The organism is Paenibacillus sp. JCM 9796 (assembly GCF_055379675.1).
Genome location: NZ_AP043723.1, coordinates 3,832,817 through 3,846,360 on the forward strand (window position 1 = coordinate 3,832,817; position 13,544 = coordinate 3,846,360).

The window sequence follows — 13,544 nt, forward strand, 5'->3', positions numbered from 1 at the left end:
TTCATTAAAATAAATGTTGCACTAAGGAAACATTATTGTATATAATAAAAATATAGTCTGGTGGGAAAGAAAAGTTGTCGAGACCAACAAATGAGGTCTAAGACAACTTTAGGCACCATATAGATCAAGACATAATACCATGAAAAGAGTAGGAGTGAGTTACTTTGAAAACGGACCATACAATGCTTAACAGCAAGGGGCTGCCGTCTTCATTGAAGCGGTTCATCATGACGATCATCTTTCTGGGGATCGCGGCCATGGCCGCAGCATGCGGAAACACGGCAAGTCCGACAAATTCGGCGGGCAACGAAGTCATCAAAGTGACGGCGACGATTGGCATGATCAGCGATATCGTGAAGCAGGTCGGCGGCGAGCACGTAGAGGTGACCGGATTGATGAAACCCGGCGTCGATCCTCACTTGTACAAAGCGTCCCAAGGCGACATTCGCAAGCTGGAGGACGCCCAGATCATTTTCTACAACGGGTTGCATCTGGAAGGCAAAATGACGGAAATCTTCGAGAACATGGAGAAGCAAAAAACGACGGTAGCTGTGACCAAAAACATCCCGGAATCAAGTTTGCACCTGGTGGACGACGGCTCCGGCTCGCATGACCCGCACGTTTGGTTCGACGTCAAGCTGTGGATCAGCGCAACCGAGACGGTGCAAACCGAGCTGGCGAAGTTCGACCCGGCGCATGCGGATGACTATAAGAAAAATGCGGACGCTTATATCGCCCAGTTAAAGGAGCTCGATGAGTACGCAGCGAAGCAAATCGCTTCCATCCCGGAAGGACAGCGGGTGCTCGTGACGGCGCATGACGCCTTCGGCTATTTCGGCAAAGCATACGGAATTAAAGTGATGGGCTTGCAGGGCATCAGCACCGCGTCCGAATACGGCTCCAAGGATGTCAGCGACCTGCGCGATTTCCTCGTGACGAATAAGATCAAAGCGGTGTTCGTCGAATCGAGCGTGCCGAAGAAATCGATCGAGGCGGTCATTCAGGGCGCAGCGAAGCAAGGGCATGACGTGAAGATCGGCGGGGAGCTGTTCTCCGACGCGATGGGTGAGGAAGGAACGCCGGAAGGCACGTACCTCGGCATGGTGCGGCACAATGTGGATACCATCGTTAAGGCGTTGAAATAATCGTTTGGCTGCTTGGTTAAAGATGAAACAGGGATCGGGAGAAGGAGTGAGATTCCATGGTTAAACAAGAGATTGTATCCCCCTTATCGGTGCAAGGGCTGACCGTTGCCTATCAGAAGAAGCCGGTGCTGCGAGACGTCACGTTCACGGTGCCCGAAGGCAAGCTCATCGGCATTATCGGGCCGAACGGCGCGGGCAAATCGACCTTGATCAAGGCTGCGCTAGGCTTGATTCCGCGTGTGACAGGCGAGGTGACGATTTTCGGCAGGCCGTATGAGCAGCAGCGCAAGGCTATCGGGTATGTGCCTCAACGGGAGTCGGTAGACTGGGACTTCCCGACGAGCGCGCTCGACGTTGTCATGATGGGCCGTTACGGCCATCTGGGCTGGTTCAAGCGGCCGGGCGCCAGAGAACGGGAGATGGCGATGGATTGTCTGGAGAAGGTCGGCATGGCCGATTTCGCCGGCCGTCAAATCAGTCAGCTGTCGGGCGGACAGCAGCAGCGCATCTTCCTTGCCCGGGCGCTTGCACAGGATGCGCGGCTGTATTTCATGGATGAACCGTTCGTCGGGGTCGATGCGGCGACGGAGAAAGCGATCATTACACTGTTGAACGAGTTGAAAAAGCAGGGCAAAACAGTGCTGGTCGTTCACCACGACCTGGCAACGGTGAAGGAATATTTCGACTGGATTATGCTGCTTAACGTCGAGCTCATGGGCATCGGGCCGACGGATGATTGGTTTACGAAAGACAACTTACAAAAGACGTACGGCGGACGACTCGCGCTGCTTCACAGCGATGAAGACGCCGTGATCGTCAGCTCGAGGTGATCGCGATGTTCGCGTATTTATTCGATATGCTGCGCGATCCGAACGCGCAGTGGATTCTGCTCGGCAGCATGCTGCTCGGCTTGAGCAGCGGAGTGCTCGGCAGCTTCGCCTACTTGCGCAAGCAAAGCCTGATGGGCGACGCGCTGGCGCACGCCGCACTGCCGGGCGTCTGCATCGCCTTCATGCTGACCGGCTCGAAGTCCATCTTCTTCTTCCTGATCGGCGCCGCGGCGGCAGGGCTCATCGCGACGTTCGGGATCGGTTACGTGACGAGGCATTCCCGGATTAAACAGGATTCGGCGCTGGGCATCGTGCTGTCGGTATTTTTTGGCGTCGGGATCGTGCTCTTAACGAAAATTCAACACGGCGGGAGCGGCAATCAGAGCGGGCTCGACAAGTTTTTGTTCGGGCAGGCGGCTTCGATGGTGCTCTCCGATGTTATTACGATGGCGGTAGTCGCCTTAATCCTCGTCATCCTATGCGGGCTGCTCTTCAAAGAATTCAAGCTGCTCAGCTTCGACCCGGGGTTTGCCAAAGGGATCGGTTTGCCGGTCGCGGCGCTCGACCAGTTTATGATGTTCCTGATCGTCGTCGCCGTCGTTGTCGGCATTCAAGCGGTCGGCGTCGTGCTCATGTCGGCGCTGTTGATCACTCCGGCCGTCTCGGCCCGCTACTGGACCGAGAAGCTCGGCGTGATGGTCGTCCTGTCCGGCATCTTCGGCGCAATCAGCGGCTTTGTCGGCACGCTCGTCAGCGGCCTCGGCAGCAACCTGCCGACCGGTCCGCTCAGCGTGCTCGCGGCCACGGCGCTCTTCATCGTTTCCGTGCTGTTCGCGCCTAAGAGAGGGCTCGCGGCCAAGGTGCTGGAACGGCTGGCGGTGAAGCGCACCGTTCTGCGCGACATGCAGCGCCAAGTGCAAGTTCAGAGTGTACGGCAGCCGGCGCACGGCACACGGGAGGAGGGGGGACTATGAACGACTTCTGGATTATACTGACAGCCTCGCTCGTCGCTTGTTCGTGCAGTCTGCTCGGCTGTTTTCTCGTCCTGCGGCGGATGGCGATGATCGGCGACGCGATCAGCCACTCCGTGCTGCCGGGGATCGTTATCGCCTTCTTAATCAGCGGCTCGCGCGACTCCTTCTTCATGATGCTGGGCGCTTCGGTGATCGGTTTGCTGACCGTTTTCCTGATTCAATGGTTCAACCAGAGCGGCGTCCAGTCCGATGCGTCCATCGGCGTCGTATTCACAGCGTTGTTCGCTTTGGGGGTTCTGCTCGTCAGCGTGTTCACCCGCCAAGTTGACCTGGACCTTGACTGCGTCTTGTACGGGGAGATCATTCAAGTGCCGTGGGAAACCATTCAAGCGTTCGGTATCGATATCGGACCGAAGGCGGTCTGGGCGCTCGGCCTCGTGCTGACGGTCAGCTTGCTCGTAATCGGATTGTTCTATAAGCAATTTAAAATTTGCGCGTTCGACCCGGCCATGGCGGCAGCGGTAGGCATTCCCGTCGCGCTGTTCCACTACTTGCTGATGGGGCTGGTCTCCGTTACGACGGTTGCCTCGTTCGAGAGCGTCGGGGCGATCCTCGTCGTCGGCATGCTGGTCGTCCCGGCGGCGACGGCGTACCTGTTGACCGAGAAACTCAGCCTCATGATCGTGTACAGCATGATCGTCGGCGTGCTCAGCGCGGTGCTCGGCTACGGGATGGCAACGCTGCTCGACGCTTCGATCGCGGGCTGCATGATTACGGTTGCCGGCGTCTTGTTCGTCGCGGCGTTCCTGCTGTCCCCGTCGCACGGTATCGTCTGGCGCAAGCTGAAACAGCGCACCCAGTCGAAACGGCTTGCCGCGTAAGCGAAGCGCAGACGGTAAAGAAAAAGCATCCTGAACCGGACCCTGGAAGGAAGGCGTACACCCGCCGCCCAAGGTTCGGATCGGATGTTTTTTTTGTGGGCGCATCGGAGGGCCCGAAGCTGCCGCCAGGGGACAACCGATTTCCAGATAACCGCGAAACTATGCTATACTGTTATATCGGACATTTTTTTCGCGGATTGTGATACGCGGTAAGAGGAGGACTTTAGACGAATGTGCGGAATTACCGGCGTTATGTATTTTGAAGACCGTGAGCCGTCTCCCGAATTATTGAAGAGCATGACGGATTGCATCGTGCATCGGGGACCGGACGATATTGGATTTTGGAGCGATAACCGGATCGGATTGGGCTTTCGCCGCTTGTCGATCATCGATTTGAAGGAAGGGCATCAACCGCTCGCCAACGAAGACGATACCGTCTGGATCGCATTTAACGGCGAGATTTATAATTATAAGTATTTGCGGGATTCGCTGCAGAGCAAGGGGCATCAGTTCAAGACGCATACGGATACGGAAGTCATCGTCCATCTTTATGAGGAATACGGCGAAGCCTGCGTGGAGAAGCTGCGCGGGATGTTCGGTTTTGTCATTTGGGACCGGCGTAAAAGGCTGCTGTTCGGGGCGCGCGACCATTTCGGCATCAAACCGTTTTATTACTATCACGACGGCTCGCGGTTTTTGTTCGGCTCGGAAATCAAGAGCTTGCTGGCTGCCGGCGTGGAGCGTTCGATTCATCGCGAGAGCCTGCTGAACTACTTGACGTTCCAATATGTGCCGGAGCCGGATACGATGTTTGACGGCATCCGCAAGCTGCCGCCGGGCCACACCGTAACGGTGACCTACGACGGGCAAATGTCGATCCGCCAATACTGGGATCCGATGCTCGCGCCGGAGGAACGCTCGTTCGAGGACTGTGTGGAGCAAATCCGCTCGACGCTTCAGGATTCGGTCATCCATCATATGCAGAGCGACGTGGAGCGGGGCTGTTTCTTGTCCAGCGGCATCGATTCGACGGCCATCGCGACGCTGATGCGTTCGATCGAGCCGATCCGCACGTTCTCCGTCGGTTTTGAGGGTGCCAACAACGAAACGGTGATCGCCCGTCAGACGGCGAATGCGATCGATACGGAGCATTACGATAAAATCATTACGGAAGCCGATTATTTCGCGACACTGCCCAAAGCGGTGTGGCATCAGGACGAGCCGGTTGCCGATCCTTCGGCGATTGCGCTGTATCACGTGGCTCAGCTTGCGCGCGAGCATGTGACCGTCGTGCTGTCGGGTGAAGGCGCTGACGAGCTGTTCGGCGGTTACCGGATCTATAACGAGCCGAACTCGCTGGCCCCGATCGAACGGCTGCCGCATGGCGTGAAACGGATGCTGCACGCGTTGGCGCGGGTGCTGCCGGAGGGCTTCAAGGGCCGCAACTACTTGCTGCGCGGGACAACGCCGCTCGAGCAGCGTTTCCTCGGCAACGCGAAAATTTTCACCGAGGAGATGAAGGCCGACATCGTTCGCGCCGATCGCGAGCTGCTGCGCTCTTACCGCAATCCGCTTGAGGTAGCGAAAGTATTTTATGACAGAAGCAAGCATCTTGATCCGGTGTCGCGGATGCAGTACATCGACATGAACCTGTGGCTGCCGGGCGATATTCTGATGAAGGCGGACAAAATGACGATGGCCCACTCGCTCGAGCTGCGCGTACCGTTCCTGGACGTGGAGCTGTATGAGGTGGCGCGCCGTATACCCGCCAAGTACCGGATTGCGCAGGGGACGACGAAATACGTGTTCCGTAAGGCGATGGAGGGGATCATCCCCGACTTTATTTTGAACCGGCCGAAGCTCGGGTTTCCGGTGCCGATGCGCGATTGGATGAAGGGTCCGCGGGGGCAGCAAATCGTGGAGCAGATCGAGGGCAGCGGCATTGAAGAGTACATTCGTCTGGACACCGTGCGTTCCATGCTGAACGCGCACCGCAGCGGACAAGGGGACTACGCCCGCCGCATTTGGACGATCTACATGTTCGCGCTTTGGCATATGACCTATATGAACGAACAGAAGCAGCCTTCGCTCGCTTATGCGCTGTAAGGAAGGACGATCTGGGATAAAGGAGAGGTACGAATGAGTCGATACCGGATGATTGCACTCGACATGGACGGCACCATGCTGACGGAGGAGAAGACGATTTCCGCCGAAACCCGCGCGGCCATACTCGCGGCCGAAGATGCGGGGATCAAGGTGGTGTTCGCGACCGGACGCGGGATCCAGAATGCGCTGCCTTACGCGGTGGAGCTCGGCTTGACCTCTCCGCTCGTCACCGTCAACGGAGGCGAGGTCTGGAAGGCGCCGGGCGAGCTGCTCGAGCGGCACCCGATGCAGGCGGATGAAGTGCGCCGCATGCACCAGCTGGCGATTCAGTACGATCCCTGGTACTGGGCGTACAGCGTCGGCGATGTGTTTAATAAGGAGACGTGGGACGGGGTCGGCGATATCGATGCGCGGACGTGGCTGAAGTTCGGCTATTATACGGAGAATCTCGAGGTGCTGGGTACGATCCGGCAGCAGCTGGAATCGTGGGACCTGTTCGAGATCACCAATTCGCACCCGTGCAATATCGAGATGAACCCGAAGGGCGTCAATAAAGCGAGCGGCCTGCGCCGGTTGTGCGAGCTTTACGGCTTCGACATGTCGCAGGTGATTGCGATGGGCGACAGCTTGAACGACGTGTCGATGATCCGCGAAGCGGGTCTTGGCGTCGCTATGGGCAATGCGCAGGACGAAGTGAAGAAGCTCGCCGACACCGTCACGCTTACGAACGAGGAGCACGGAGTCGCACGCATCATCCGCGAATATGCATTGGGCGGTAACGCCGGCATTTAAGCGGGCGTCGCCGGGCTTTACAAGAAAGCGTAGCGAAAGGAGTGAGGCTGCATGGTGCTGGCAGCTTGGTCGATTATCGTCCTCTTGTTCGTCATCGGCATGGCCGGCGCGGTGTACCCGATACTGCCGGGGGCGCTGGCCATCTACGGTGCGTTCTTCGTATACGGGTTTATGCTCGGCTTCGAACCGTTCGGCTTCTGGTTCTGGCTGATCCAGACGTCCATCGTGGCCGTGCTCATGATTGCCGATTATCTCGTGAACGCGCTTGGCGTCAAGAAGTTCGGCGGCACCCGCGCCTCTGTGATCGGCAGCACGATCGGCCTGATTGCAGGACCGTTCGTCATTCCGGGAGTCGGGCTCATTGTAGGACCGTTTCTCGGGGCCGTCCTCGGCGAGCTGATCGTCGGCACCCCTTGGAAGCAGGCGCTGCGTGCCGGAGTCGGGGCGTTGGTCGGCTTTTTCTCCAGCCTGGTAGTCAAATTCGGCTTTCAGCTGCTGATGATCGCGCTGTTCGTCGTTTGGGTTGTGCGCTATGCGTAAGTACGGCCAGAAACGGGGCCATAGCGCGCCGTTGTTCACCGTCGTTCCGTTATTGAAATAAGGCACTTTGGAAGAAGACCGCCGGAGCTTGGTTCGGGCGGTTTTTCTTCGGTTGATAAGGGAGAAGGGAAACGCCTGTGTCTAAAGTCGGAAAAGATTCGCTAGTCAAAGGTACGCTTATATTAACGTTAGCCGCATTGGTGGCGCGGGCGCTCGGCGTCGTGCAGCGCATTCCGCTCGTTTACCTGCTCGGCGATATCGGCATGGCGGCATACGGAATCGCCTTCAATTTGTACTCCGTGCTGCTCGTTGTGGCAACGGCCGGTATTCCGAGCGCGCTGAGCAAAATGATCTCCGAGCGCACCTCGCTCGGACGCCACGAGGAGGCCAACCGGATTTACAAGGCGGCCTTGCTGTTCGCCCTGGCGGCGGGCGTCGTGATGACGGTGCTGATGTATGCCGCCGCGCCTTACTTCGCGGAAAGCATCGTCAACCCGCAGGCGGCGCTGCCGATTCGCGCGATTGCGCCGGCGCTGCTGCTGTTCCCGCTGATTGCCATCATGCGCGGTTATTTTCAAGGCCGCCGGATGATGATGCCGAACGGCATTTCGCAAATTATCGAACAAATATTCCGCGTCGCCACCTCGGTGGCGCTGGCGTATTTGCTGCTCGGCCACAGCCTGGACGCCGCTGTCGCCGGCGCTTCGTTCGGCGGCGTGATGGGCAGTATCGCGGCGGCGGCCGTGATGCTGTATTACGCGCTCCGGCTGAAGCGCAGCGACCGCAGCGAGCGAATGGCCGTTGTGCCGGCCGCTCAGGCGGCAGCGGAATCGGGCGCGAACGCGGCGGCGGCCGCCTCGGCGTCAGCGCCGCTTGCGTTCCGCGCGATCTACGGCCAGCTGTTCAAGCTGTCGGTACCGATCGTCATCTTCTCGATGACGGTGACGCTCATCTATACGATCGATTCTTCGATCGTGACGCTGCTGTTGAAGGACCGGTTCGGGGAGGAGCCGGCCCGTGAAATACTCGGGATCTTAACCGGACGGGCCCAGTCGCTTGCCGGCATCCCGATCATTCTGGCCGTCGCGCTCAGCCAATCGATCGTCCCGATCATCTCGGCGGCTTACTCGCAGAAGGACATGAAGCAGGTGTCCGAGCAGACGGCCAAGGTGCTTCAGCTTTCGCTGCTCTCCGGCCTGCCGATGGTGCTGCTGATCGCGCTTGCCGCCCGCCCGCTGAACGGCTTCATATTCGGCAATGTGACGGGATCGGAGATCGTGGAGACGTATGCCGGTCCGGTCATTGCCATGCTGACGGTAACCGCCATCTTCCAAATTGTCATGCAGACGTCCGGCGCGGTACTGATGGGCATGGGGCGGATGAGGACGCTTGTGCTCGCGGTGATCGTCGGCATCGCCGCCAAACTCGCCGTCAGCTTTGCGCTTGCGCCGCTTTTCGGCATCTACGGCATTATCGCGGCGACGGCGCTTTGCTTTATCATCATGACGGCGATCATTGTCCGCGTGCTTCGCCAGAACGTGAGCTTCCGCATCTTCGGCGGAAAGCGCTGGATCGGGCTGATCGGCTCAACGGCGCTAATCGCAGTCATCGGCATCCTGCTCGATCAAGCGTGCCGCCTCTACGTGACACCGTTCGCCTCGGTTCGGCTCAACGATATGGTGCAGTCGATCGTCATCTGCGCGATCGTCGGCGCAGCCTATCCGCTGCTGCTGTTTGCGACGCGCGTCCTGAGGCTGCAAGATTTGCAGCAGGCGCCAGGTCCGCTGCGCAAGCTGGCGGGTCCGCTGCTGTCGCGGTTAGACCGGTCGAAGAAGCGGCAAGGCGGCTCGTAAAGCCTGAGTAAAACCTGAGTAAAACCGCTAAGCTAGAACGGCATATACCCCAATCCACGCCTGCTCGAAAGAGGGTGAAGGATTGGGGTATTGGTGTTGGGCGAACGGTGCCCAGCCTGCGCGCCGCTTCTCAAACAAGCAAGTCCCCCGCGAGCACGGTCATCTCGATCTTCTTCAACCCGAAGCCGTTTGCCTGCGTCATCTCGAACGAGAACGGCGCCGGGATGCTGCTTAAATAACCGAGCACGGCGATATCCGTGAACCAGTCTCCGGGCTCCGTGGGGGCGATCGGCCGGTCCGGCCACGCCTCCGCGAGACCCGGACTGTACAGGGGCGCGGCTCCTGGCTTTAGCCGCAGGCCGTCCAGCTTCTCCTGCAGCTGTCCGCGCTTCACCGGCGGACCGTGCCGCACCGACGCGAACAGCTGCGGCCAATAATCCGCGCGCGACCCTGTGTGCCGCCGCTCGCAGGCAAAGCGCACGGCCCCCTCGTGCACGGCCGGAATGCCGAACAAGATCGCGTACAGCGATTTGCCCACCTCGATACGCTCCCGCAAGCTGCTGAAGCTTTCCAGGATCAGGCCGGCCAACCGGCAATCGGCTGCATACCGGTACGGGAACACAACCTGGTTCAGCTGCAGCAGCGACTGTGCCTGGAAGAAGAACGTATCGACCACTTGCTGCAGGAACGAAGCGTTGCGCACGACCCGCTCCTCAATATGCTGCTGCTCGTTGATAATGAGTCCGACCGTCAAGAGAGCGGACTCCCGCCGTTCCCAGAAATGCTCCCACAACGGGCGCATGAAGCGCGATACCCCGAAGGCGGGGAGCAGGTGAAACAGCGGCCTGCGATGCCTTAGGCTGGCCTCATATAGCAGCAGCTGCGGATAAGCGTCGCGAAAAATAAGCGCGTTCGCCCGTTCCAGGAATCGGAACACCCACTCCCGCTGATCTTCGCTTAACAGGTAGGGGAGAAACTCGCCGCGAAGATCGGTCATGCTCCAGCCTCCGTTGCGCGACACCATATGCGCGAGGAATGCCCAGTGCAGCTCCGGGTGCTCGCGGTACATCCTCAGGTAGGCGGTCGTCCGCGTCAAGTTGTTCCGGTTATGCGCATCGCGCTCCGCGGCCAGGCGCGCCGTCAGCTGCCGCTCCCACGGGCTGACGGCGGCTTCGTCCCAGGCCTCGGCCGAGGCGGCCCCGTCCTTGCCCGCAAGCGACAGCTTCCAGGCATAGCGCCGCTTCAAAGCGTCGAGCGAAGGCCGGTTCAGCTCGATCCGGTGGGCGGCCGCGAGCAGCGGCTCCTCGTGCTGCACGCTGTGCGCCTTGCCTTTGAACCAATGCCAAAGCTCATGAGGCAGATCGGCCAGCTTATGCAGCAGATCGGTTCCGCTCCAGCGGTATTTATCACGATTCATCCCGTTCCTCCTTTCCTGCCGATGGGAAGCTGTTACAATTTGTATATTTTCGCAGGCGAGTGCAACGTTTCCAAATAAAAAGCGTATAAAATGTAGCACGGCCCCGAACTTATTTACATATTTCAGGAGGTAAGAATGAAGAAGAAACATTGGAGCGCCAAACTAAGTCTCATGCTGATCGCCCTTGTGATCGTACTGGCCGGTTGTCAACCGGTAGGCTCGGTCGACGTCAGCAAAGTCATGTCCAACCTGTTTACCGTTAAATCTTCGGAAGGCGCATCAAGTGTAACCTTGGAGCTGACAGCGGATCCCGCCGCATCCATAACGCCGGAAGAGAAGCGCGCGATCGAGCTGTTGAACGGCTTCAAGGTAGAAGTTACCGAGATGAAGCAGCAAAGCCCGACCGAGCTTTCCGCGAAAGGCTCGCTCGCTTACGCGAACGTGAAAATTCCGTTTCACCTGGTCTTATCCGACATGATCTATACGATTCAAATCGAAGGCGCGAAGAAGCCGATCGTCATTGGCAACAGCGCCGCAATAGGCGCAGGTTCCGCTCTTCCGACGACGCCGGAACTGCAGAAGCAGATCGAGCAGCTCGGTCAGAAGGCCGTAGAGGCGATGCCGAAGTTCAGCTCGTTCTTCACGAGCAACTTCCCGAACCCGAAGACGATCTCCGCGGAGGCAGCGAACGTAACCGTGAACGGAGAAGCGCTGCAGCTGCAGAAGCTTCACGTTGAGTTGAAGGGCAGCGAGCTGGTCGGGCTGATCAAGGGTTTCCTGACCAATGTTCTGAAAGATGAGGAAGGCCTTAAGCAATTTATCGCCGCGCTGTATGATGTATATGCGCCGTTCTTGAAGGAAATGGTCAAAGCCGGCAGTGCGAACGCCGAAGGCGACACAGGCGCGCTCGATTCGATCATGCCTTTCCTGGAGAATAAAACATTAGCTGTCGAATTCATCTATACGTTCCTGAAAAGCAATTTGGAACAAGTCGTAGCGAGCTTTGATCAATCGCTGAACAGCTTGCCTAAGAACGAAGACGGCAAGTCGGTACAGGACTTGCTGAACGACAACCAATCGTTGACGATGGATCTGTATGTAGACGCGGAGAACGTAACCCGCAAGTCGACAAGCGTATTGCTGCTCACGCTGCCGGATTCGGCCAAGCATGGACTCAAGTCGATTAAAGTGACCTCCAGCGGCGAAGTATGGAACGTCAACAAACCGGTGACGATCGATCCTATCGATACAACCGGCGGAGTCGTGGAGTGGATGAACAAATCCGGACGCCTGACATCGAGCAAGCTCGTCGCCTCGCTCGATCCGAAGTCGGACCTCTACAAGCTGTTGAAGGACGAACTGAACATCACGAAGAAAGAAGTAAATCTGACCGTCTCTTCCGAAGTCAGCATCATTCCAGGCCTGACGCCGTTCAACGATCAAGGGACCGTGATGGTTCCGGCGCGCTTCGTCGCCGAGCAGCTCGACGCCGACGTCGAATGGGATGCGGCCAAGCAGCAAGTCACGATCACTGACCCGCTTAGCGGCAACGTAACCGTTCTGACGATCAACAGCACGCAGGCAAGCGTGAACGGACAGTTGCAAACGCTGGAGAAAGCCGCAGTTATCGTCGAAGGCTCAACGTACATTCCGGTGCGTTTCGTCGCGGAGAGCATGAACGCTAAGGTTGGCTGGACGCAAGAAACGCAAACGGTCGGCATCGTCCGCGAATAACGAGCTTTACCCGTTACATTTTCCCAATATGGGGACCAACATGCATAAGCCCCCGAACGTTGTCCGCCAAGGATCGTTCGGGGGCTTTGCCGCATGCGCGGGGGCAAGCGCTTTATTCGGTTGTCGGGTTGTCGTCTGCGCTGGAGGCCGGCTCTTTCGGAGCTGAGGCGGGCGGGCGCGGCGATAGGTGTCTTCCGGCTCGGGAAGCCGCGTCCCGCAGCAAATATTCGATGTGGCTGTTTACGCTGCGGAATTCGTCCGCGGCCCATCGCTCAAGCACCTCGTATAACTTCGGATCCAGCCGCAGAGGGAAATTTTTCTTCGCGGCCATAACGGACTGCGCCTTCTAGTACAAGCTTCCCGTATTGATGACGGGATTGGCGGAACGATCGGATACGATGGCGACGAGCAGGTTGTTGATCATCGCGGCTTTGCGTTCCTCGTCGAGCTCGATGACGCCCTCTCGCTGAAGCTGGGAGATAGCGAGCTGCACCATGCCGACCGCGCCTTCCACAATCTTCGAGCGGGCGGCGATAATAGCGGCCGCTTGCTGGCGCTGCAGCATCGCGCTGGCGATTTCGGTAGAGTACGCCAGATGCGTCAGACGCGCCTCCATCACTTCCACGCCGGCAACGGACAGCCGTTCCTGCAGCTCGCGGGCCAGTTCCGCAGCGACTTCGTCGGAATTGCCCCGCAGCGAGTAGCCGCCGTCTTCGAACGTGTCGTACGGATATTTGTTAGCCACGTGACGGAGCGCCGTCTCGCTTTGAATTTCCACGAACTGCTCATAATTGTCGACGTCGAATGACGCTTTCGCCGAATCGACGACGCGGAAGACGACGACGGCGGCGATTTCGATCGGGTTGCCTTCGATATCGTTGACTTTCAGCTTGGCGCTGTTGAAGTTGCGAACCCGCAAGGACACTTTCTTCCGAACGGAGAACGGGATGGTCATCCAGATGCCGCTTCGGCGAATCGTACCGGAGTAGCTGCCGAAGAAGGTGACGACCATCGCTTGATTCGGCTGGACGATCGTCAAGGACGAAAGCAGCGCGATGGAGAACAGAGCAAGCACAATGGCGAGAGCCGGCCATTCTTTATCGATGAGCAGCAGCGTGCCGATCACATCGACGGCAACGAGCCCAAGCAAACCGACGAATCCGTTAATCACCCAAGGTTTTTTTTCCTGCATGAACAAACACTCCTTTTCGTCATTCATTTAAATATTGTTTTGATACTGTTATGATATCACTTTTAGGAATTAATGTAAAT

Annotated in this window: 12 protein-coding genes; 9 read left to right on the forward strand and 3 right to left on the reverse strand. The window is 58.1% G+C overall.

The genetic code is table 11. The features are described from left to right. Positions 1-257: 257 nt before the first annotated feature. The 8 genes from ACZ439_RS18575 (at position 258) to ACZ439_RS18610 (ending at position 9,121) form a co-directional block, all read left to right on the forward strand. A complete protein-coding gene (locus tag ACZ439_RS18575) occupies positions 258-1,145 on the forward strand; it encodes a metal ABC transporter solute-binding protein, Zn/Mn family (RefSeq protein WP_230876093.1) in 888 nt (295 codons plus the stop codon). Between the two features lie 56 nt (positions 1,146-1,201). Next, positions 1,202-1,975, forward strand: a complete 774-nt coding sequence (locus tag ACZ439_RS18580; RefSeq protein WP_464620026.1) for a metal ABC transporter ATP-binding protein — start codon at positions 1,202-1,204, stop codon at positions 1,973-1,975. A gap of 5 nt (positions 1,976-1,980) precedes the next feature. Further along, the gene (locus ACZ439_RS18585) at positions 1,981-2,949 is read left to right on the forward strand and encodes a metal ABC transporter permease (protein WP_155614611.1); all 969 of its coding nucleotides are present in this window, start codon (positions 1,981-1,983) and stop codon (positions 2,947-2,949) included. After that, positions 2,946-3,830, forward strand: a complete 885-nt coding sequence (locus tag ACZ439_RS18590; protein WP_054796359.1) for a metal ABC transporter permease — start codon at positions 2,946-2,948, stop codon at positions 3,828-3,830. Before ACZ439_RS18585 ends, ACZ439_RS18590 begins: the two co-directional genes overlap by 4 nt. Positions 3,831-4,061: 231 nt before the next feature. Further along, positions 4,062-5,936: an asparagine synthase (glutamine-hydrolyzing) gene (gene asnB / locus ACZ439_RS18595; protein ID WP_464620027.1), complete on the forward strand. Its 1,875-nt coding sequence runs from the start codon at positions 4,062-4,064 to the stop codon at positions 5,934-5,936. Between the two features lie 33 nt (positions 5,937-5,969). Continuing rightward, complete coding sequence (locus ACZ439_RS18600; RefSeq protein ID WP_054796360.1) at positions 5,970-6,728, forward strand: Cof-type HAD-IIB family hydrolase; 759 nt, start codon at positions 5,970-5,972, stop codon at positions 6,726-6,728. Between the two features lie 51 nt (positions 6,729-6,779). Further along, entirely contained in the window at positions 6,780-7,268 is a 489-nt protein-coding gene (locus ACZ439_RS18605) for a DUF456 domain-containing protein (protein ID WP_054796361.1), read from the forward strand. 137 nt (positions 7,269-7,405) lie between these two features. Next, a complete protein-coding gene (locus tag ACZ439_RS18610) occupies positions 7,406-9,121 on the forward strand; it encodes a putative polysaccharide biosynthesis protein (protein ID WP_127604915.1) in 1,716 nt (571 codons plus the stop codon). Between the two features lie 130 nt (positions 9,122-9,251). On the opposite strand, the gene ACZ439_RS18615 is transcribed toward ACZ439_RS18610, so the two are convergent. Then, the gene (locus ACZ439_RS18615) at positions 9,252-10,538 is read right to left on the reverse strand and encodes a DUF2515 family protein (protein WP_127604913.1); all 1,287 of its coding nucleotides are present in this window, start codon (positions 10,536-10,538) and stop codon (positions 9,252-9,254) included. A gap of 135 nt (positions 10,539-10,673) precedes the next feature. Between ACZ439_RS18615 and ACZ439_RS18620 the strand changes: the two genes are divergently transcribed. Next, the gene (locus ACZ439_RS18620; RefSeq protein WP_054798608.1) at positions 10,674-12,272 is read left to right on the forward strand and encodes a copper amine oxidase N-terminal domain-containing protein; all 1,599 of its coding nucleotides are present in this window, start codon (positions 10,674-10,676) and stop codon (positions 12,270-12,272) included. Positions 12,273-12,384: 112 nt separating this feature from the next. On the opposite strand, the gene ACZ439_RS18625 is transcribed toward ACZ439_RS18620, so the two are convergent. Both ACZ439_RS18625 and ACZ439_RS18630 read right to left on the reverse strand, forming a co-directional pair. Continuing rightward, positions 12,385-12,603, reverse strand: a complete 219-nt coding sequence (locus ACZ439_RS18625; protein ID WP_127604909.1) for a type II toxin-antitoxin system antitoxin — start codon at positions 12,601-12,603, stop codon at positions 12,385-12,387. Positions 12,604-12,618: 15 nt separating this feature from the next. After that, positions 12,619-13,464 (reverse strand): SPFH domain-containing protein, encoded by an 846-nt coding sequence (locus ACZ439_RS18630; protein WP_127604907.1) that lies wholly within the window; start codon positions 13,462-13,464, stop codon positions 12,619-12,621. Positions 13,465-13,544 lie beyond the last annotated feature (80 nt).